Source organism: Lentibacter algarum, from assembly GCF_018860975.1.
GTDB lineage: Bacteria > Pseudomonadota > Alphaproteobacteria > Rhodobacterales > Rhodobacteraceae > Lentibacter > Lentibacter algarum_A.
Window position 1 is genome coordinate 36,316 of sequence record NZ_JAHKQI010000009.1, and the last position, 19,706, is coordinate 56,021.

Consider the following 19,706-nt stretch of genomic DNA (forward strand, 5'->3'; position numbering starts at 1 on the left):
GCTAGGGTGCGGAACGCGCCGCTCATGATTTGTTAAGAGGATAGCTTTAACTATGACACTGGAGATATGGCTAACGTTCGTTTTTGCTTCAACGGTTTTGCTAATGATCCCCGGCCCGACAATCTTGTTGGTGCTCAGCTACGCAATGAGCAAGGGCCGCTCTGTTGCCTTGGCCTCGGCCGCTGGTGTCGCTTTGGGTGATCTGGTCGCCATGTCGGCCTCTCTTGCGGGTCTTGGCGCTTTGGTGCTCGCATCGTCAACGGCCTTCATTGTGCTCAAATGGGCCGGTGCGGCTTACCTTGTTTACATGGGCGTAAACCTTTTGCGATCAGCCTCAAGCCACGGCATCGCCCTGTCGGAAGGCGCCGCAGATGTTACGCCCCGCCGTGTGTTCACACAGGCCGCGACAGTGACCGCGCTCAACCCGAAGAGCATCGCATTTTTCGTCGCGTTTGTGCCGCAGTTCTTACAGGCTGACGCGCCGCTACTGCCGCAAATCATGATCCTGATCGGAACCTTTGTTGGCCTCGCCACGCTTAACGCGCTGGCCTATGCCCTGCTCGCTGACAAGCTGCGCAGCGTCATCTCGAAGCCCTCGGTTCTCGCCTGGCTCACCCGTGCTGGCGGCCTCACACTCATCGGTATGGGCGTGCTCACTGCAACCCTGCGCCGCGCTGCATGACTGCCCGAAAGACCGTTCTCATTCTCGGTGCTGACGGCTTTATCGGGCGTCACATCGCCTTTCATTTTCGCGCCTGCGGATGGCGCGTTCTGGCCCATGCGCGCAACACTGCCAAGCTCAAGGCGATGGGTTTTGACACGCTTGAGGCAGATCTTTTCAAGCCCGAAAGCCTGACTGCCGAGTTCTGGCAAAGCAAGCTTGAAACCGTCACACACCTCGTCAATGCCGCCGGTGTTTTAAGTGCCCCGCACCCTGTCTATGAAGCTGTTCACGTGATCGCTCCGAACCATATTTACAAAGCTCTTCCGGCCGGCACCAAGGGCGTTCTTGTCTCGGCAGTCGGCATCCAGACCGCCGACACAGACTTCGCTCGATACCGCCGAGCAGGTGAAGGTGTCGCACGCGAAAACGGCCTGAACATCCTACGCGCAGGGCTTGTGCTCGCCGACACCTCCTATGGTGGTTCCTCCCTCGCTCGCGCGCTCGCCGTCTTGCCCTTTCGCACGCCTGTCGTTGGCGACGGTCAGCAGCAGTTCAACCCGATCCATGCCAGCGATCTGGCCGCAATGGTCGAGCATACGCTGTCGCAGCCAACAAACCCCGAACCGCGCGATGTGGGCGGGCCGGAAACCCTCACCCAAGCAGAGGTGCTACAAGGCTTACGTGCTTGGCTCGGTTTAAAGCCTCAGCCCGTTCTTCGCCTGCCGATACGACTTGCGCGCGCTTTGGGTTGGATCGGCGACAAGATGCATCTTGGCCCCATTTCGGCGCAGGCGGTTGCGCAGCTCGAACACGGTGTCGTCGCCAAATCCGACAGCCCCCTGCCGACCAACCCACGTGGCTTCTCGCAATTCGTCAATGCACGCCCCGCAGGCACTCAGGATATCTGGCATGCGCGGCTCTATCTGGCCCGTCCGGCCTTGCGGTTAACGCTGGCGTTTCTTTGGTTGGCTTCCGGTCTTCTTGGCCTTCTATTGCCCTCAAATACCTTCCTGCCGATGCTCGGCCATACTGGCCTTCCTGACGGGTTTCTCATAGCCCTCGCGCGGCTCGGCGGGCTGTTTGACATTGCCCTCGCTGCGGCTCTCTTGCGCGGGTATAGGCCTAGGCTCACAGCGCTAGCGCAACTCGCATTGGTCGGCGGGTATACCTTTGTTTTCAGCGCCTTAAGCCCTGCTCTTTGGCTCCTTCCGCTTGGTGGCTTGCTCAAAAATATTCCTATTCTCGCCCTCATTGCCGTCACCCTTATTCTTGAAGAAGAACGCTAGATGGACGCCTATCTCACCGTCAAATTTCTGCACATTCTGTCAAGCACTGTGCTCTTCGGAACGGGCATGGGCACGGCCTTTCAGATGGTCTGGGCTATGCGCACCGGAAAGCCGGAAACCATTCATTCTGTGGCCTCGGGTGTGGTGATCGCTGACTGGGTATTCACCACACCGGCAGGCATCATCCAGCCGCTCACCGGCCTTTGGCTGATAAGTCTGCAAGGCTATGAATTCACCGAGCCATGGTTGCTCGTAACCTATGCGCTTTACGTTCTTGCTCTCGCCTGCTGGTTGCCCGTCGTGCACTTGCAAATGCGCATCCGCGACCTTGCCAAAACCGCGCTTAACACCGGCACAGGCCTTCCACAGAAAGCCCGCAAAGCCTACAAAATATGGTTCAGTCTCGGCTGGCCCGCCTTCATAGCACTTGTAGGTGTTTTCTGGCTCATGGTAAGCAAACCAGACTTCGGATTCTGATGAGGAACACCAAGATGAAAACCGTCAAAGACTACATCCGCACCATCGTTGATTTCCCGCATGAGGGCATCCTGTTTCGCGATGTGACCACGCTGTTTTCCGATCCTCGCGGTTTCCGCATGGCGATTGACCAGATGCTCCACCCCTACGCTGGCATGCAGATCGACAAGGTCGTCGGGCTTGAGGCGCGCGGGTTTATCCTTGGCGGCGCAATCGCGCATCAGCTCTCGCTCGGCTTCGTACCGATCCGCAAGAAAGGCAAACTCCCCGGCGCCGTGATTTCGGAAGAATACACGCTTGAATACGGCGAGGCGACAATGGAAATTCACGACGATGCTATCAAAGCTGGCGAGCGTATTCTCGTCGTTGATGACCTCCTCGCAACCGGCGGCACCGCCGAGGCCAGCATTAAGCTCATCGAGCGTCTAGGCGGCGAGATCATCGGCTGTTCGTTTATCATCGACTTGCCCGAGCTTGGCGGCCGCAAACGTCTTGAAAACATGGGCATGGACGTCAAAGTGCTCTGCGAGTTCGAGGGGCTTTGAGACCCCGCCTGATTGCTCAAGCGAGGTGCCGTTCTTTTGGCTATTGGTCTGCAAAGAAGCCCTCGGTTTTTTCGGCGATCATCTGGTGAAGAGCGCGCCTTGGTTCCGTGCCATCAATACAGATAAACGCATCCTCGGGTTCTTCCTCTTTCAAGATCATCAAGCCCTTCGCCGTGCACTCTCCGAGAAAATCAAAATGTGCCATGCCCTCTGGCTCGTGATACTCGCTGACACCCTCTGACAAAGCGGCTTTCAAAGCCCTCGACTCAAGATCGAGGTTCATGCCTGCAATGTCTTCAGGAGCGCCCCATATCTGCAATGGTGCGTTGATCGCCGCCAAGCTCTCGGGTGAAAATACCTGCGTTGCGCCAAGGTCAAACACAGCAAAAGCCTTGATCCGGTCGTCAGACAAATCAGCCGCCATAGCCGCGCGATCGTCCTGTGTTTTGGCAATGTTCCAACCGTCCAGAATTCCGCAGATCAAATCGTCCTCCCCCGCCGCACACATGGCATCAACCTTCTCCGGCGAAAACCGTCCTCCAGCCAGGGCAACGGCAGTAAACCCGCCCAGCGAGTGCCCCGCCATGAATATCCGCGACGTATCAACATGCGCGGCAAAACTCTCGTCAGCCAGCAGATGATCAATCAGCCGTGAGATATCTTTGGGCCGCTGCCAAAGCTCACGGGCCTGATCAGCATCACGCGAAAACGATGAGGTTCCCGGGTGATCAACCGCAGCCACGATATAGCCCTTTTGCGTCAACGCCGACGCCAACCAAGCCTGGTTGCGTACGTTGCCATACATCCCGTGCGAGAACACAACCAACGGGTGCTTGCCCCCTTGGACTTCTGCGTCCGGCTGCACAGGAATTGCTTGGAAAACGGGGTTCCCGTTGGCCATAACGCTCGCGCCCTTGGCCTCTGTTGGATACCACACAAAGCCTGAAAGCGGGCGGCTGACACTGGCGTCTTTGACTTCAAGCTGTTGGATGCCAGTACTCAAACCGGTGCTCAACGTGTCGGCCAAAGCCGTGGATGCACTTAGGCAAATAGCCAAAACTGATGCCGTTACATTAAAGGGTGCCATTGGGTCGTCTCCATTTTTGAGGTTTGCTATGACATCGAGATTGTCTAAGAAAACACAGCACGCAATGGCACGAGCCGCTCAAACCTGTCCTCAATCACGATCAAGGACAGCCGTCGCAGAATATAGGACAAGTTATGCAGCCTCCCTTGCTTTCCTTTCCGCTTCCGATCCTCGTTTTCGTGCTGTCCTGCGTTGCTTGTGTGCTCACGGCGCGACTTGATCTGGGGCGCAGGTTTTCGCGCAATCTGTTCATCGCCTTCTTCGCGCTTACCGCCGTATCCGCTTTGCTCGTTGGCCTGCGCTTCGGGTATGGGTTCGAGCGTCTCGTCGTCTTGCAGCGCTGTTTGCCCTTGTATGCCGCACCGCTGGTTTACCTCGGATTTTCCTCGCTTGCCTTCCCACCGGAAACGGACAAACAGCGTATCGGCGTTCACCTCGCGATAGCGACGATCGCGCTCGTCGTTAGCCTAAGCCTTCAAAGCTGGGACACCCTCGATATCGCCATTGGCATCAGCTATCTGGCCTACGCCGTTGCGCTCCTTCGACTGTGGCGCAAAGGGGCCAATTACCTCGCCTATGTGCGCCTTGAGATGGCCCCCTCACTGCACAAATGGACGCTTTGGTCTGTCGGGTTTTTGCTGGTCAATTTCACCATCGACACAGCCATCGCGCTTAGCTTTGCTTTTGGCCGTGAAGACAACGCCATGACACTAATTTCCTATGGCTCGCTGTCCCTACTTGCGGGCTTACTAACGCTGATTTTGTCGGTCTCGGCCAACACCCGTGACAGCACCAACAAGACGCAGGTCACGCCCGAAAACGACGAGGCCCACATTGAAGAAGCCGCCCGCAACCTTCTTGTCGACAACGAGCTTTACCTTGATACCGAACTTTCACTGGAGCGCCTCGCCAAGCGCTTGCATGTTCCTGCGCGCAGTCTCTCGTCGGCGATCAACCAGACCAAGCAGATGAACGTGTCACAATACGTCAACAGCTTTAGGCTTGATCACGCGGCGATGCTTTTGCGCGAAAGCGACGTTAGTGTGAGCAAGGTGATGGAGCGCTCGGGGTTCCTGACCCGCTCCAACTTCTACCGCGAATTCCAGCGCGTCTTTGGCTGCTCTCCGGCGCAGTATCGCACCCAATCTGGCGGCTGATCCGCTATCTTCGATCTGCCAAGCTCCAAGCGCACGGCGTTATAAGGCTTTGGCAAGCTTGCTTAACAAAAAATAAAATATCTTCCGAAATCGCTCCGTTTTTGGTTTTGGCGCTATTCGTTGCGGCTCATCAGCGTTGAGTGGGCAGATATGACAGGTGCAACCGTCTGAACATATAGCTGATAATTTTTCAAATAACTGTTTCGTAACAATAGCCTACAACAAGCCCCCTAAGCCCGCATAACCCCTGCGCACTTTGTGGTTAACGCCGTCAGCACCACAAGAGCCGCCCGTGCCAACGCTGTGCAGCACCCTATGCAGCAACATGTATGGCTCCCTGTATGCACAGTTTTGGCACCAAAGCTTAACGCTGATTAACTTAATGCGCCGTGCGCTGTGTTCAGCAGGCGTTCGTTTCGGGCGCCTCCAGCGTCAACTCCCACGCTCTGAAACCACTGTTAAACTTGGCTGGGTTTAGATCGTTCCGAACATCGGCTTTGCAGACGGCGTTGCCTTTCGCTGCAAGTGCTCAAAGGTCTGCTTCTTGGTGACGGTAAAGGCGTTAGAAGGGGTCTTCTCTTTTGTAGGGCCACTAACACGGTGTTTGCATTATCAAGCAACTAAACTGGCTCAATGTCTTGATATCAGGCCTCTTCTAAAACCTTTCGGGCAACGCGAAAGCACTCCAACGCCTGCGGCACGCCGCAATAGATGCCGATGACGTGGATAATTGCGCGGATTTCGTCTTGGGTGACCCCGTTGTTAATCGCCCCACGGCAATGAGTTTCCCATTCATGCATCTTCCCCAATGCCCCGATCATCGACAGGTTCATCATCGAACGCGTCTTGGCGTCGATCACATCGTCGCCCCAACCAAAACCCCAACACCATGCAGTCATCGCTTCCTGAAAGGGGCGGGTGAAATCATCGGCGGCGGCAAGGTTCTTTTCAACGTACTCAGCGCCAAGCGTGGCTTTGCGTTGTTCCAAGCCTTTCAGAAAAAGATCTTCGTCAAATGCACTCATGTCTTAGCCTTTCAATTTGATGGGGTCATTTTCTGCAATTTTGCCAGTAGCTCTTCACGAATGCGATCCTTTGTCTTGGCCATCAATCGCTTCGCGCATCCATCTTTGCAGGTGCATGACGGGGTGTTCCGAATTCACCCCGCCGCACGGGTCTAGAACCAGTGGGCCGGGCTTGTAGCCGCGCGATCCGAGCCCGCGTTGCACGCTTTCAACAAGATGGATGTCTTCTTCTACTGTTGTCTCGCGATCCTGCACGGCCAGTTGCCGCACTTTGGGGTCGTCCGCTCCCTCAACTGAATACCAGCCACGCCAAACCACAACATGATCCGCGTCGATGGCGCGCCAGTGATAGGTGTTCAGCACATTGCCCGGATAGACCTGAAACGAAAACATCGGCCACAGGAACCAGCTGGAATATTCGTATTGATGCGCAAAGCCGGAGTGAACGTCATAGGTCATGTCCTCAAGGCTTTGGCATTCGGTGGTGTGCCGCAAGCACTTGCCTTGGGGCTGGATGTCATAGGTTTCAGGCTTGACCACGCCATTGGCAAAGGTCGGGTGGTTCAAAGAGCAATGGTAGCATTCCGAATAGTTCTCGACCGAGACCTTCCAGTTGCAGTTTTCCGGAATATCGACCCATTCCAACGGCTTGAGATCGGCCCAATTGGGCACCCATTCCTCAAGCTCGGCGCGGGCATTCGGAAACCACTCTTCCATCGGGGCGGCGTTCGGGTCGAGGTTTACAAACACAAAGCCGAGGAATTCCTCTGCGCGGACTTCGGTCAGGCATATGCTGGACTTGTCGAACCCCTCGACGGCCTTGATATTGGGCCCTGCGCGCAATTCACCTGTCAGCTCGTATGTCCAAGCGTGATAGGGGCATACAACGACGCGTGTTGTGCCACTTCCGTTGACCAATTGATGCGCGCGGTGCTGGCACACGTTGTAGAACACGCGGATTTTTTCATCACGCCCACGGATGGCAAACAGGCTCTCACCGGCGATCTCAAAAGTGGCGTAGTCGCCCACATTGGCCAGTTCGGAAGCATGGCAGCCAAATTGCCATGTCTGGGCCAGCAGCCCGGCGCCCTCAACCTCAAAGACCTTTGGATCGGTGTAGTAGCGCGCGGCGAGGGATCGGATTGCTTCAGTCATCGGCGGCCTCTCGATAAATCCCCAGAGAGTGTCGCCGTTTATGAAACGTCTCGACGCGATCCACGATTTCGTCGCTGGCAACAGCGATGACAAAGGACAGCAACGTTTCAAGCAGGGCGATTGTGCTGGTGGAGGAGGGAAAAAACTGTGGCGTATCGCAGGAAATGACGAAGCCATGATCCGCGCCGCGAATGATCGGGCTGGCTGGGCTATCTGAAATCGCGACAATGGTCATGCCTTGTGCGCGGGCCAATTGCACGGCTTCGACAACCTCAGTGCGGTAGGGCTTGCAGGTGATCGCGATCAGGACATCACGTTTGTCAGCCCAAGCGAGGTCGTCGATCGGGGTGGAACCGGGGCGCGGGATAGCGTGGAATTGCACCATGCCGGTGGAGGCGAGATAGGTGAAATTGCGGGCGTTGGAATTGTTCACCCCGACACCAAGCGTAAAGACATTGCGTGAGGCCCAAATGACCTCCGCCGCTGTTTTCAGCTCATCGACGGAGATACCGGCGAAGGTGTCTTCGATGTTGCGCAGAGCAGCCTGCACCATATCGGCGTATAGCCCGCCAAGGTCACCCGATTTACGGATTTCTTGCAACCAGCGCGCGCGATCGGGAAAGTCTGCCGCCCCGCGGCGGATCGCGTCACGAAACGGGGCGCGGAAATCTTCGTAGCCCTCAAAGCCAACCTGCCGCGCCATGCGCACAACGGTGTTGGGCTTGACGTTCGCGGCCTCAGCAATTTCGCGCACAGTCGAAACCCCCACATCGCGGGGGTTCTCCAGCACATAGGTTGCGGCCTTGCGCGCCTCAGGCGTCAGCTCGGTGAGCTCGCCTGCCAGACGCTCGAGAATCGTATTTGATACATTTGTCCCATTCATGATTGACGATGGTATATTTGTTCGCTTAGCCTGTCGAGAGAAAAACGACTCACAAAAGGACAATTCCATTGGCGAATGAATTTCCAAGTCACGCACGCGTCGTCATTGTTGGCGGCGGCGTCATGGGCGTAGGCCTTGCCTATCACCTCGGCCACGAGGGATGGGGCGAAGACACCGTGCTGCTCGAGAAGGCAGAGCTGACGTCTGGCAGCACATGGCACGCGGCGGGGCAGATCACCCATTCGACCTCTAGTTTCGGGCTGGGCAAATGTGTCGATTACAACATCGGGCTTTATTCTGGTGGATTGGAAAAAGAGACCGGCCAGCCAGTGACATGGCATGGCTGCGGGTCGTTCCGCTTGGCCTATACGGAAGACGAGATGGACTGGCTGCGTCATACGCTGTCGGTCGGGCGCTCGCTTGGGTTCAATATCGAACTGGTTGGGCTGGACAAGGTTGCCGAGTTGCATCCCTTCTATAACCTCGAAGGTGTTCTAGGCGCGCTGCACACGCCAGACGACGGCCATGTTGATCCGACCAACGTCACTATGGCGATGGCTGCGGGTGCCCGCCAGAAAGGTGTGAAAATCATCCGCCAGTGCCGCGCAACCAACATCACGCAATTGCCTTCAGGCGAGTGGCAGGTTGAGACGGACAAAGGCACGATCATCTGTGAGCATGTCGTCAACGCAGGCGGAACCTATGCGCGGCAGATGGGAGAGTGGTCGGGGTTGCAACTGCCGATGACCTCGATGACGCACCACTATTTCGTGACCGAGCCGGTGCCAGAGTTTGAAGCGTTGGACACCGAGCTACCCGTCATCCGCGACGACAAGAAGGTGTCGGGTTACATCCGGATGGAGCAAAAGCGCGGGCTGATCGGGATCTACGAGAAAGAGAACCCGAATTCCGTTTGGCATGACCATTGCCCGTGGGACTATGAAAACTGGTTGTTTGATGCCGACTACGATCGGGTCATGCCCTATCTTGAGGAAAGCCTGAACCGCATGCCGATCTTTGCCGAGCTTGGCATTCAACGTGAAGTCCACGGCGCGATCAGCCATCCACCGGACGGCAACCCGCTGATCGGCCCCGCGCCTGGCGTGACGAATTATTGGTGCTGCTGCGGCACACAAATCGGTATCGGCTGGGGGCCCGGTTTGACGCGGGAGTTGGCCCGTTGGATGGTGCATGGTGCCGCCGATATTTCCATGCGCGACTATGACCCGCGCCGGTTCGGAAGCTATGCCACCAAGGACTGGCAGGTTGTGAAAGCCGAGGAAGACTATTGCCTGCGCCACGAAATCCCCTTTCCGCATTTCAACAGATTGGCAGGGCGGCCGATCAAGCCGTCACCGCTTTATGAATTGCTGAAGTCCAAAGGCGCGGTTCACGAAGAAGTTTACGGCTTTGAACGCCCCCGCTGGTTTGCCCGCGATGGCGTGACACAAGAAGATCACTATTCTTTCAATCGCACGGTCGTAGACGATGTCGTCGCAAGTGAAGTCAAAGCCGTACGCGAAAACGTCGGCATTATGGATGTCACCGCGTTCACCAAGGTCGTCGTCGAAGGGCCGGACGCCTATGCGCTGCTTGATCGCCTCACGGCGAACCGGATGCCGCAAAAGGTTGGATCGATCACGCTCACCCATATGCTAAACCGCGCGGGTCGGATTGAGTTGGAAACGACGATTGTGCGCATGGCCGACGATAAATTTTATCTCGTCTGTGCCGCGTTTTTTGAGCAGCGTCTCCTTGACCACCTGAACCAGAACCGTTCGGGCGAAGACGCCACAATCACCGCGGTGTCCTCTGACTGGTCTGCGCTGTCCCTAAACGGGCCACGGGCGCGAGACGTTTTGCAGAAATGCACAGATGCCGACTTAAGCAACGCAGGCTTCCGCTGGCTGTCCGCGCAAGAGATTACGGTTGCAGGGCACAGCGTTTGGGCCTTCCGGATGTCCTATGCGGGCGAACTTGGTTGGGAATTCCACATGCCTGCCGCCGCCTGCCTTGATGTCTACAATGCACTTTGGGCTGCGGGCGAGACCCACGGTATTGCCGACTACGGCAGCTTTGCGATGAATGTTATGCGCATGGAGAAGGGCTTCAAAGGCGCGGGCGAGCTGACCAACGAAGTGACCTTGGCCGAGGCCGATGTTCTGCGATTTGCCCGCTCTGACAAGGAATACCTTGGGCGTGACAAGACATTGAACACCGATCTGCCTTGGGTTTGTGCCTATCTGGAAATCGAGCCCGATGGAAAAGCCGACGGGCATGGCGGCGAGGCTGTGATGTTGAACGGTCAGGTTGTCGGCTCTACCGCATCGGTGGCCTACGGCCCCACCGTGGGCAAAATCCTTGCTTTCGCCTATATCAAGCCCGAAGCTGCTAAACCGGACACGGCGCTTGAGGTGGTGATCCACGGCCAACCCCGTGCGGCCCGCGTATTGGGCGAACCTGCCTATGACCCCGAAAGCCTGAAACCACGGAAGGACGTATCATGACACTCCCAAAGACAATGCGGGCGATGGTCACAATGGGCCATGGCGATCTGGATCAAATGGTTTTGCACGAGGATTGGCCCCGCCCAGACCCCGCGCCGGGCGAGGTTCTGATCCGCGTTGGGGCCTGCGGGCTGAACAACACGGACGTGAACACGCGCTCTGGATGGTATTCCAAGACGGTAACGGACGCGACAACGGGTGGCGCGTTTGATGAGGTCGGTGAAGACGACCCCACTTGGGGCGGCGCGCCAATCACCTTTCCGCGCATTCAGGGGGCCGATGTCTGCGGAGAGATCGTTGCTGTGGGCAAAGGTGTCGACCCGTCGCGTATCGGCGCGCGTGTGATCAGCGATAACTGGCTGCGCGATGCAGACGATCCCGATGACATGAACAAGACCGGCTATTTCGGGTCGGAACGAGATGGCGGATTTGCGCAATACACCACAACGCCTTCGCGCAACGCGCTTGCCGTGCAGTCGGGTTTGAGCGACGCAGAACTGGCGACCTTCTCGTGTTCTTATTCCACCGCCGAAGGCATGCTGACGCGAGCTCAAGTTCGTGCGAACGACACCGTGCTGGTTCCCGGCGCATCGGGGGGTGTTGGCGGCGCGCTGGTTCAGCTGGCCAAACGCCGCGGCGCGCGCGTGATCGCTTTGGCGTCTGAAGCCAAGCACGATGAAGTGGCACGGCTGGGGCCAGATGTGATCCTTCCGCGCGCGCCTGAAAACTTACGCGTCGCGTTAGGTAACGAGAAAATCACTGTCGTGGCAGATGTCGTCGGCGGCCCTTATTGGCCAACGCTGATTGATGTGCTGGAACGCGGCGGGCGCTACACCTGTTCGGGTGCGATTGCAGGGCCCATGGTTAACCTAGACCTGCGCACCTTTTACCTGCGCGATCTGACCTTCACTGGCTCAACCGTGATTGCGCCCGAGGTTATGCCAAACCTGATCCGCTATATCGAAAATGGCGAGATTAAACCCGCCTTGGCCGCAACCTATCCGCTCGATCAATTACGCGAAGCTCAGGCAGCATTCATTGCCAAGAAACACACCGGCAACATTGTGGTGACACCATGAAGATCACGCGCGTTTCTGTCTACCAAGTCGATCTGCCATTGGAGCATCCCTACTGGCTGGCTGGTGGGCGGCTGAAGTTCGAAGTGTTAGATGCGACACTTGTCAAAGTGGAGACCGACTCAGGGTTCATCGGTTGGGGTGAAGGCACGCCTTGGGGGCACACCTACGTGCCCGCCCATGGGCCTGGCATACGTGCTGGCATCGAGACGATGGCACCTTTTATCATTGGGCTCGATCCGCGGCGTGTTCTGGATGTCGAACGTGCGATGGACCTCGCGCTGCCTGGTCACCTTTATGCCAAAAGTCCAATCGACATGGCGTGTTGGGATATCGCTGGCCAAGCTACGGGCCTGCCAATCGCCGACCTGATGGGAGGCGGATCACGAACGCCGCGCCCCATAGCCTCGTCCGTTGGCGCGAAGACGGTGGAGGAGACCCGCGCTGTGATCGACCGTTACCGCCAGCGCGGCTATATCGCCCATTCCGTCAAAATCGGAGGCGATGTGGAGCGTGACATTGCCCGTATTCGCGACGTTGAAGACATTCGCCGGGATGGAGAGATTGTTCTCTATGACGTGAACCGAGGTTGGACGCGGCAGCAGGCATTGCGGGTCATGTCGGCAACCGAAGACTTGAATGTGATGTTCGAACAGCCCTGCGAAACGCTGGATGATATTGCGGCGATTGCTGGCAAACACGCAGCACCTGTGTCGGTCGATGAAACGCTGGTAACCCTGCAAGACGCGACACGTATCGCACGCGACGGGCTGGCCGAAGTTTTTGGCATCAAGCTCAACCGCGTCGGCGGGCTGACCAAAGCCGCGCGGTTGCGTGATGTGGCGCTAGCCCACGGGATCGACATGTTCGTCATGGCAACGGGCGGCTCCGTGCTGGCGGACACCGAAGCGCTGCATTTGGCCGCCACCATTCCGGACGCCAACTGTCACGCCGTCTGGGCCTGTCAGGATATGCTGACCATTGATATCGCCAGTGGCCGTGGCCCGCGCAACATTGATGGTCATCTCCATTTACCCGAAGAAGCGGGCCTTGGCGTTCATCCTGATGAGGATTCGCTTGGTGATCCAGTGGCCGTTTACCCGTGAAGGTAACGGGCATCTCCCTATGGTCAGTCGATCTGACCAGCCATGAAACCTACTACATGGCCGAGGGAAAGACCTGCGACACAGTCAAAACCCACGTGCTATGTCTGGAAACAGACAGTGGGTTGAAAGGCTGGGGCGAGGTCTGCCCGATACCACACTACTTGCCAGCCTTTGCCGAGGGTGTGCCGAGCGCGATCACCGAAATGGCGCCGCAAATTCTGGGCGTCTGCCCGTTTGGGGTCGATGCTCCGATGCGCAAGCTGGATGGGTTTCTGCAAGGCCATCTGCACGCAAAATCCGTCGTGGATATGGCGCTTTGGGATCTGTTCGGCAAAGCAACCGAGCAGCCACTCTATGCCCTGCTTGGTGGTCGAACCCGCGCCGACATGCCGCTTTATCATTCGATCACCTGCGTTGCACCTGACGAGATGGCGCGGATCGCCCGTGACGCCTACGACACAGGTATCCGCCAGTTTCAGGTCAAACTGGGCGCGGATGCTGATTGGCAGGCCGATGCGGAACGATTGGCTAAGGTTCGCGAGGCAGTGGGCGACGGGCCATTGGTCTATGGCGACTGGAACTGTGGCGCGACCAAGCTGCAGGCCACGCGCACAGGCCGCGCGGTTGCACATCTTGATGTCATGTTAGAACAGCCGTGCAAAACCCTTGAGGACTGTGCGGCTGTCCGGCAAGCAACTGGCTTGCCGATGAAGATCGACGAGGGCGCGCATGATCTGGCATCCTTGATGCGTGCACATGAGCTTGGCGTCTTGGACGCGGTTGCGCTGAAGCTGTCAAAATTCGGCGGACTTTCGGCCATGCGCCGCGCGCGCGACCTCACTGTTCACCTAGGGGCAGAGATTTGCGCCGAATGCACGTGGGGGTCTGACATCGTCACCGCCGCGTCGCTGCACTTCGCGGCCTCGATCCCGCAGGGCGCATTGCTGAACACCTGTGATCTGTCGTCTTACGTCAGCCCGCGCATTGCGCCCGATTGCCCGACACGCAAAGACGGGCGCATTGCCCCGCCCGAAGGCGCCGGCCTTGGCGTCACGCCTGATCTAGACCTACTTGGAACCCCCATACTTGAACTGGACTGAAACATGCAAAAACTGACATCCCAATCTGAATGGATCACCCGCGCCCACGCAGTTTTGCCCGCAGGCGGTTTTGGCAACTTCGACCCCGGTATTGTGATTGCGCGCGGCGAAGGCAGCCACGTCTGGGACGAGGACGGAAACGAATACATTGACTACCTGATCGGGTCTGGCCCGATGTTGCTTGGCCACGGCCACCCCGAGGTGATGGAAGCCGTATTGGAACAACTTCCCAAAGGCATGACCTTTTTTGCCAACAACGCAAAGGGGATCGAGCTGGCAGAGGCGATTGTCGATGCAGTCCCATGTTGCGAACAGGTGCGCTTTGTGGCGTCAGGCGGCGAGGCGGACATGTACGCCATTCGCCTTGCACGCGCCTATACCGGCAAAAACAAGATCCTGAAGTTCGAAGGCGGCTACCACGGCATGAGCGCCGAGGCGCAGATGAGCCTTGCCCCCGACAAGCGCGTGAATTTCCCCCAAGCGGTGCCTGACAGTGCAGGCATCCCGCAGAGCGTTGCCGATCAGATGTTGATCGCGCCCTATAACGATCTGGCTGCTGTCGAGGCTTTGCTGAGCGAGCACGATGACATCGCAGCCATCATCGCCGAACCGCTGCAACGGATCATTCCTGCCGCACCGGGGTATCTTCAAGGCCTGCGCGATCTGTGTGACAAACACAGCGTCTTGCTGATCTTTGATGAAATCGTCACGGGGTTTCGGCTGGCTTATGGCGGCGCGCAGGAACGTTACGGCGTGACGCCTGATATCTGCACACTTGGCAAGATCATTGGCGGCGGCTTCCCGCTCGCTGCCCTCGGAGCCAGCGCCGAGATCATGCAGCATTTTGACAAATCCGTCGTGGGCGGTGACAGATGGCTCATGCAACTTGGAACGCTATCGGGCAACCCCGTTGCGGCCGCCGCGGGCCTCAAGACGATGGAAATCCTCAGACGCGAAGGCAGCTATGAGCGCTTGCGCGAAACCGGTCGCGCATTGCAGGACATGCAAAGCAGCGCACTCGATGCCGCAGGTATTCCACACCAAATCTGCGGGGATGAAACCTTGTTCGATATCTTCTTCACGACCAGCCAGTGCCGCGATTACCGCACCGCCAAGCATGATGATCCCGCCCGAAATGCGACCTATAACGCGACATTGCGCCAGCACGGGATATTTAAGTCGCCAGGGAAGCTCTACCCGTCACTTGCGACAAGCCCAAACGACCTGGAACAGACGAAAGCCGCTGTCGAGCACGCTGTGCGATCCATTTCTTAGGAATAGCGACATTCCTTTCACAACGTCGAACGGCTCCCAAAGATTTGCCGCTGATCGGGTGCAACGGAATTATCAGATTATGACGGTTCTCTGACCTTGGCGCGCTGTCAGGCTCATGCGGCAGAACCGCCTACGGTTAAACCACCGATCATCACTGTCGGTTGGCCAACCCCGACCGGAACCCACTGCCCCGCTTTGCCGCAGTTGCCCATGCCCGGATCAAGCGCCATGTCGTTGCCGAGGGCGCGGATGTTCTTGAGGGCGGTTGCGCCGTCGCCGATCAGCGTTGCGCCTTTGACGGGTGCGCCGACTTTGCCGTTTTTGACGCGGTAGGCCTCGGTGCAGGAGAACACGAATTTGCCATTGGTGATATCAACCTGACCGCCGCCAAAACCGACCGCCCAGATGCCGTCTTTCATGTCGGCGACGATATCTTCGGGCGCGCTATCACCGCCGAGCATATAGGTGTTGGTCATCCGTGGCATCGGCGTGTGCGCATAGCTCTCGCGGCGGCCGTTGCCTGTGGGTTCAACCCCCATGAGCCGCGCGTTTTGACGGTCTTGCATATAGCCGACGAGCACGCCGTCTTCGATAAGCACGTTCTTGGCGGATGGTGTGCCTTCATCGTCGATACTGATAGATCCGCGCCGATCAGGGATTGTGCCGTCATCCAGCACCGTCACGCCCTTGGACGCGATTTGCTGGCCCATAAGCCCTGCGAAAGCCGAGGTGCCTTTGCGGTTAAAGTCGCCCTCAAGCCCGTGGCCGATCGCCTCGTGCAGCAAAATGCCCGGCCAGCCCGGCCCAAGCACCACATCAACCTGCCCCGCAGGTGCGGCTTCGGCCTCAAGGTTGACCAAAGCAATGCGCAGCGCCTCACGGGCTTTGACTTGCCAGTCTTTCGCTTCAAGCAGCCCCTCAAGCCCGATGCGCCCGCCGCCGCCAGCCGAGCCGCTCTCGCGCCGTCCGTTCTGCTCGACGATCACCCCGACATTGACCCGCGTCATGGGCCGCACGTCACGCAGGTGTGTGCCTTCAGGGCGCAAAATCTCGACCTGTTGCAAGCTGGCGGAAATTGAGGCCGTCACCTGCACAACACGCGGATCAAGGCTGCGGGTGAAAGCGTCGATCTCGGCAAGAATGTCGATCTTGCTGGCAAATCCTGCGCTGGCGATCGGGTCATTGTCTGTATAAAGTTTGCGGTTGGTGCCTGCGGGTGCGTCCGCCAAAGTGCCGCCGCCCGCGCCAACAGCCAAACGCGCCGTTTCAACTGCGCGTTTGATAGCTTTTTCCGAAATTTCTGTCGAATGGGCATATCCGGCGACCTCTCCGCGCACTGCGCGAAGGCCAAAACCCTGCGCAGAATCAAAACTGGCGGTTTTGACGCGGCCATCATCAAAAACCAGCGCTTCTGACTGCGAGCTTTCCAAAAACAACTCGCCATCGTCGGCTCCGGCCACCGCTTCACGCAGTAAAACAAGGCTTTCATCAAGATCGAGAGTGGTTTCAAACGGGCGAAATGGAGGGTTATTCATTGGATTCCTTAACAGGGTTGAGCGAATTATTTTGATATAGATCAAAAAAGCGGCTCTTTGACGCAAGCGAGATTGTTGTCTCTTAAGTCAGAATATGGTTTTTGGGGCCATAATTGGCAATGGGTTGAAAGGTGAGTCTTTCATCCCAGTCGCTTAACGTTACGAAATAACACGCAACCGATCAGGGTGAACCATGCGAATTCTCACGTCCCTTCTGGCAGCTCTTGCCACATTTTCTGCCCTTCCCGCACTGGCTCAAGACGCGGTTGAACGCGTTGGTAAGCCGGTTGACGGCCTCATGGGCTTTCAGCCCGCCGCGACAGACCTTGCCCGCGACATTCACTTCCTCGACAATATGATCAACTGGATCATTGCCGCGATCTGCCTGTTGGTGATCGGCCTCGTCGCTGTGATCATCCTGCGCTACAACCGCCGCGCCAACCCGACACCCGGCACCTTTACACACCACAGCACAATCGAAGTGCTCTGGACGCTTGGTCCGGTTTTGGTGTTGGTGTTCATCGGGGCGTTCTCACTGCCGATCTTGTTCAAGCAGCAAATCATCCCCGAGGGTGACGTGCACATCAAAGTGACAGGCAACCAATGGTATTGGGGCTACGAATATACCGACGAAGAGTTCGGCTTTGACAGCTTCCTTGTCGCCCGTGAAGAGCTGGCTGACTATGGCTACTCCGACGATGAATACCTGTTGGCAACAGACACCCGTATCATTGTTCCGGTTAACAAGGTTGTGGTCATGACTGTTACAGCATCTGATGTGATTCACTCGTGGACGATCCCTGCTTTCGGTGTAAAGCAAGACGCCGTGCCAGGACGCCTCGCTCAGCTCTGGTTCCAAGCTGACAAAGAAGGGCTGTACTTCGGTCAGTGCTCAGAGCTTTGCGGCAAAGACCACGCTTATATGCCAATCACGGTTCAAGTTGTCTCTGATGCAGAGTATGCTGCTTGGCTCGAAACAGCCAAAGCCGAATACGCCGGCACACCCACCAACGTGACAGTCGCATCAGCTGACTAAACGCACATGGCGGGGCGGCAACCGCTGCCCTGCAACCACACGACAGAGAGCAAACATGAGCGACACGTCGATCAACACCCAGCTAACGACAGGCGACGCCAGCTTTGGCGACTATTTCTCGTTGCTCAAGCCGCGGGTAATGTCGCTTGTTGTGTTCACGGCGCTCGTTGGTCTTTTGGCGGCACCGCAGCCTGTTCACCCGCTGCTGGCCTTCGCGTCTATCCTGTTCATCGCCATCGGCGGCGGGGCCTCTGGCGCGCTCAACATGTGGTGGGACGCCGATATTGACCGCATTATGAAGCGCACCCAGTCGCGCCCCATCCCTGCTGGCCGCATTAGTGAACAGGAAACTTTCGCTTTCGGCGTGTTCTTGTCTGTCTTTGCTGTGATCATGCTGGCACTGGCCGCAAACTGGGTTGCCGCAGGCCTCTTGGCCTTCACCATCTTCTTTTACGTTGTCGTCTACACCATGTGGCTCAAACGCTGGACGCCGCAAAACATCGTTATTGGCGGCGCAGCTGGTGCCTTTCCTCCGATGATCGGCTGGGCCGTTGCCACCGGCGGCATCAGCGTTGAAAGCGTCTTGATGTTCACCATCATCTTTATGTGGACGCCGCCGCACTTCTGGGCGCTGGCGCTGTTCATGAAGTCTGACTACCGCGATGCCGGCGTGCCGATGCTGACAGTCACCCACGGCCGCAAAGCCACTCGCAGGCATATCCTTGTTTACACTATCTTGCTCGCACCTATTGCGATCGGCGCGGCCTTCACAGCGATAGGCGGGCCAGTCTATCTGGCCGTTTCCGTGCTGCTCAACCTCGTTTTTCTCAAGGGCGCCTTCGACATCTGGCGCCGTGACGAAGCCACAGCCGAAGCCGACGACTACAAAGTCGAGAAAAAGGTTTTCTACTTCTCGTTGCTTTACCTTTTCGGTCACTTCCTCGCCATTCTCGCGCAGGCCGTTCTGGGCGCCTACGAGTTCGGAGGCTGGTCATGAGCTTGCCCCGCGTCGAACATGAGCTGCACAACCGCCGCAAGAGCCGCAATGTCGGGCTTGGCCTCGTGCTTGGCTCTTTTGTGCTGCTGGTGATGGGGATGACATACGTAAAGCTCACCGCCCAAAATGCCGCCGCCGCTGCCGCCTTCGAGGCCAAGCAAGCTGCCGAGCAAGCCTCACAGACGGGGGCTTCTGACTGATGGCCATGGACGCAAAAATGAAAACCCTCGCGCAAACCAGCGCTTTGGTCGTTGTTATGGGGGCTTTGGCCTTTGCATCGGTGCCGTTTTACGACTGGTTCTGCCGCGTCACTGGCTTTGGCGGCGTGACGCTTACAGCTGATGCCGGCAGCGATGTGATCCTTGATCAAACCATCAAGATCCGTTTTGACGCTTCAAAAGACCGTAATATGCCTTGGTCTTTCAAGCCCATGCAGCGCGAAATGACTGTGCGCATCGGTGAAACCGGGCTGGCCTTTTACGAGGCTCACAACCCGACAGACCGGCCTATCGCCGGATCGGCGAGCTATAATGTCACGCCCTACGAGGCGGGTGGGTTTTTCACCAAGATCGACTGCTTTTGTTTTGAAGAGCAAGTGTTGCAACCCGGTGAGACGGCTCAAATGCCTGTCACTTTCTTCGTTGATCCCGAGATCATAGAAGACCGCGCGGCAAAATACGTCCACACCATCACGCTGGGTTATACTTTTTACGAAATCGACCTGCCCGAAGCGCAAGCTTCACTAGACACGGGCACAAAAACCGACCTATCAACAACAAACTAGCCTCCAACGAG

The 19,706-nt window shown here is 57.4% G+C and carries 19 protein-coding genes; 14 read left to right on the forward strand and 5 right to left on the reverse strand.

The features are described 5' to 3' along the window. Nucleotides 1-52: 52 nt before the first annotated feature. From KO498_RS14050 to KO498_RS14065, 4 genes are read left to right on the forward strand one after another with little or no spacing between them, the layout of a single operon-like run. Complete coding sequence (locus KO498_RS14050) at nucleotides 53-682, forward strand: LysE family translocator (RefSeq protein ID WP_215960564.1); 630 nt, start codon at nucleotides 53-55, stop codon at nucleotides 680-682. Continuing rightward, the gene (locus KO498_RS14055) at nucleotides 679-1,950 is read left to right on the forward strand and encodes an SDR family oxidoreductase (RefSeq protein ID WP_215960565.1); all 1,272 of its coding nucleotides are present in this window, start codon (nucleotides 679-681) and stop codon (nucleotides 1,948-1,950) included. The genes KO498_RS14050 and KO498_RS14055 overlap by 4 nt, the downstream gene beginning before the upstream one ends. Further along, entirely contained in the window at nucleotides 1,951-2,427 is a 477-nt protein-coding gene (locus tag KO498_RS14060) for a DUF2269 family protein (RefSeq protein WP_215960566.1), read from the forward strand. Between the two features lie 14 nt (nucleotides 2,428-2,441). After that, entirely contained in the window at nucleotides 2,442-2,972 is a 531-nt protein-coding gene (locus KO498_RS14065; protein ID WP_215960567.1) for an adenine phosphoribosyltransferase, read from the forward strand. A gap of 40 nt (nucleotides 2,973-3,012) precedes the next feature. Here KO498_RS14065 and KO498_RS14070 read toward each other — a convergent pair whose 3' ends face one another. Beyond that, complete coding sequence (locus KO498_RS14070; RefSeq protein WP_215960568.1) at nucleotides 3,013-4,059, reverse strand: alpha/beta hydrolase family protein; 1,047 nt, start codon at nucleotides 4,057-4,059, stop codon at nucleotides 3,013-3,015. 134 nt (nucleotides 4,060-4,193) lie between these two features. Between KO498_RS14070 and KO498_RS14075 the strand changes: the two genes are divergently transcribed. Beyond that, on the forward strand, nucleotides 4,194-5,216 hold the full coding sequence (locus tag KO498_RS14075; protein WP_215960569.1) for a helix-turn-helix transcriptional regulator: 1,023 nt from the start codon (nucleotides 4,194-4,196) through the stop codon (nucleotides 5,214-5,216). Nucleotides 5,217-5,860: 644 nt separating this feature from the next. On the opposite strand, the gene KO498_RS14080 is transcribed toward KO498_RS14075, so the two are convergent. Genes KO498_RS14080 through KO498_RS14090 form a run of 3 tightly spaced genes read right to left on the reverse strand, consistent with a single transcriptional unit; the run spans nucleotide 5,861 to nucleotide 8,279 of the window. Then, nucleotides 5,861-6,241, reverse strand: coding sequence for a carboxymuconolactone decarboxylase family protein (locus KO498_RS14080; protein WP_215960570.1), 381 nt, complete (start codon nucleotides 6,239-6,241; stop codon nucleotides 5,861-5,863). 54 nt (nucleotides 6,242-6,295) lie between these two features. Next, nucleotides 6,296-7,396: an aromatic ring-hydroxylating oxygenase subunit alpha gene (locus tag KO498_RS14085; RefSeq protein WP_215960571.1), complete on the reverse strand. Its 1,101-nt coding sequence runs from the start codon at nucleotides 7,394-7,396 to the stop codon at nucleotides 6,296-6,298. Continuing rightward, nucleotides 7,389-8,279, reverse strand: coding sequence for a MurR/RpiR family transcriptional regulator (locus tag KO498_RS14090; RefSeq protein WP_215960572.1), 891 nt, complete (start codon nucleotides 8,277-8,279; stop codon nucleotides 7,389-7,391). Before KO498_RS14090 ends, KO498_RS14085 begins: the two co-directional genes overlap by 8 nt. 68 nt (nucleotides 8,280-8,347) lie before the next feature. Here KO498_RS14090 and KO498_RS14095 point away from each other — a divergent pair, with 68 nt between their 5' ends. From KO498_RS14095 to KO498_RS14115, 5 genes are read left to right on the forward strand one after another with little or no spacing between them, the layout of a single operon-like run. Beyond that, nucleotides 8,348-10,786 (forward strand): FAD-dependent oxidoreductase, encoded by a 2,439-nt coding sequence (locus KO498_RS14095; RefSeq protein ID WP_215960573.1) that lies wholly within the window; start codon nucleotides 8,348-8,350, stop codon nucleotides 10,784-10,786. After that, complete coding sequence (locus KO498_RS14100) at nucleotides 10,783-11,865, forward strand: alcohol dehydrogenase family protein (RefSeq protein WP_252731458.1); 1,083 nt, start codon at nucleotides 10,783-10,785, stop codon at nucleotides 11,863-11,865. Before KO498_RS14095 ends, KO498_RS14100 begins: the two co-directional genes overlap by 4 nt. Further along, nucleotides 11,862-12,968, forward strand: coding sequence for a mandelate racemase/muconate lactonizing enzyme family protein (locus KO498_RS14105; protein ID WP_215960574.1), 1,107 nt, complete (start codon nucleotides 11,862-11,864; stop codon nucleotides 12,966-12,968). The genes KO498_RS14100 and KO498_RS14105 overlap by 4 nt, the downstream gene beginning before the upstream one ends. Then, complete coding sequence (locus KO498_RS14110) at nucleotides 12,965-14,068, forward strand: mandelate racemase/muconate lactonizing enzyme family protein (RefSeq protein WP_215960575.1); 1,104 nt, start codon at nucleotides 12,965-12,967, stop codon at nucleotides 14,066-14,068. Before KO498_RS14105 ends, KO498_RS14110 begins: the two co-directional genes overlap by 4 nt. 3 nt (nucleotides 14,069-14,071) lie before the next feature. Continuing rightward, complete coding sequence (locus KO498_RS14115; RefSeq protein ID WP_215960576.1) at nucleotides 14,072-15,343, forward strand: aspartate aminotransferase family protein; 1,272 nt, start codon at nucleotides 14,072-14,074, stop codon at nucleotides 15,341-15,343. Nucleotides 15,344-15,456: 113 nt separating this feature from the next. On the opposite strand, the gene tldD is transcribed toward KO498_RS14115, so the two are convergent. Then, entirely contained in the window at nucleotides 15,457-16,878 is a 1,422-nt protein-coding gene (tldD, locus tag KO498_RS14120; RefSeq protein WP_215960577.1) for a metalloprotease TldD, read from the reverse strand. A 193-nt stretch (nucleotides 16,879-17,071) separates the two neighbouring features. Between tldD and coxB the strand changes: the two genes are divergently transcribed. Genes coxB through KO498_RS14140 form a run of 4 tightly spaced genes read left to right on the forward strand, consistent with a single transcriptional unit; the run spans nucleotide 17,072 to nucleotide 19,695 of the window. Then, a complete protein-coding gene (gene coxB / locus KO498_RS14125) occupies nucleotides 17,072-17,914 on the forward strand; it encodes a cytochrome c oxidase subunit II (RefSeq protein WP_215960578.1) in 843 nt (280 codons plus the stop codon). Between the two features lie 55 nt (nucleotides 17,915-17,969). Continuing rightward, nucleotides 17,970-18,911, forward strand: coding sequence for a heme o synthase (cyoE, locus tag KO498_RS14130; RefSeq protein WP_215960579.1), 942 nt, complete (start codon nucleotides 17,970-17,972; stop codon nucleotides 18,909-18,911). Beyond that, a complete protein-coding gene (locus KO498_RS18240) occupies nucleotides 18,908-19,111 on the forward strand; it encodes a cytochrome C oxidase assembly protein (RefSeq protein ID WP_252731459.1) in 204 nt (67 codons plus the stop codon). Before cyoE ends, KO498_RS18240 begins: the two co-directional genes overlap by 4 nt. Next, nucleotides 19,111-19,695 (forward strand): cytochrome c oxidase assembly protein, encoded by a 585-nt coding sequence (locus KO498_RS14140; RefSeq protein WP_215960580.1) that lies wholly within the window; start codon nucleotides 19,111-19,113, stop codon nucleotides 19,693-19,695. The genes KO498_RS18240 and KO498_RS14140 overlap by 1 nt, the downstream gene beginning before the upstream one ends. Nucleotides 19,696-19,706 lie beyond the last annotated feature (11 nt).

What these genes read in the sequence shown, in the direction of transcription:
- KO498_RS14060 (WP_215960566.1), top strand. Translation starts at nt 1,951, where the DNA reads ATGGACGCCTATCTCACCGTCAAATTTCTGCACATTCTGTCAAGCACT.
- KO498_RS14055 (WP_215960565.1), top strand. Translation starts at nt 679, where the DNA reads ATGACTGCCCGAAAGACCGTTCTCATTCTCGGTGCTGACGGCTTTATC.
- KO498_RS14105 (WP_215960574.1), top strand. Translation starts at nt 11,862, where the DNA reads ATGAAGATCACGCGCGTTTCTGTCTACCAAGTCGATCTGCCATTGGAG.
- KO498_RS14065 (WP_215960567.1), top strand. Translation starts at nt 2,442, where the DNA reads ATGAAAACCGTCAAAGACTACATCCGCACCATCGTTGATTTCCCGCAT.
- KO498_RS14140 (WP_215960580.1), top strand. Translation starts at nt 19,111, where the DNA reads ATGGCCATGGACGCAAAAATGAAAACCCTCGCGCAAACCAGCGCTTTG.
- KO498_RS14090 (WP_215960572.1), bottom strand. Translation starts at nt 8,279, where the DNA reads ATGAATGGGACAAATGTATCAAATACGATTCTCGAGCGTCTGGCAGGC.
- KO498_RS14100 (WP_252731458.1), top strand. Translation starts at nt 10,783, where the DNA reads ATGACACTCCCAAAGACAATGCGGGCGATGGTCACAATGGGCCATGGC.
- KO498_RS14115 (WP_215960576.1), top strand. Translation starts at nt 14,072, where the DNA reads ATGCAAAAACTGACATCCCAATCTGAATGGATCACCCGCGCCCACGCA.
- KO498_RS14075 (WP_215960569.1), top strand. Translation starts at nt 4,194, where the DNA reads ATGCAGCCTCCCTTGCTTTCCTTTCCGCTTCCGATCCTCGTTTTCGTG.
- KO498_RS14085 (WP_215960571.1), bottom strand. Translation starts at nt 7,396, where the DNA reads ATGACTGAAGCAATCCGATCCCTCGCCGCGCGCTACTACACCGATCCA.
- cyoE (WP_215960579.1), top strand. Translation starts at nt 17,970, where the DNA reads ATGAGCGACACGTCGATCAACACCCAGCTAACGACAGGCGACGCCAGC.
- KO498_RS14050 (WP_215960564.1), top strand. Translation starts at nt 53, where the DNA reads ATGACACTGGAGATATGGCTAACGTTCGTTTTTGCTTCAACGGTTTTG.
- KO498_RS14070 (WP_215960568.1), bottom strand. Translation starts at nt 4,059, where the DNA reads ATGGCACCCTTTAATGTAACGGCATCAGTTTTGGCTATTTGCCTAAGT.
- tldD (WP_215960577.1), bottom strand. Translation starts at nt 16,878, where the DNA reads ATGAATAACCCTCCATTTCGCCCGTTTGAAACCACTCTCGATCTTGAT.
- coxB (WP_215960578.1), top strand. Translation starts at nt 17,072, where the DNA reads ATGCGAATTCTCACGTCCCTTCTGGCAGCTCTTGCCACATTTTCTGCC.
- KO498_RS14080 (WP_215960570.1), bottom strand. Translation starts at nt 6,241, where the DNA reads ATGAGTGCATTTGACGAAGATCTTTTTCTGAAAGGCTTGGAACAACGC.
- KO498_RS18240 (WP_252731459.1), top strand. Translation starts at nt 18,908, where the DNA reads ATGAGCTTGCCCCGCGTCGAACATGAGCTGCACAACCGCCGCAAGAGC.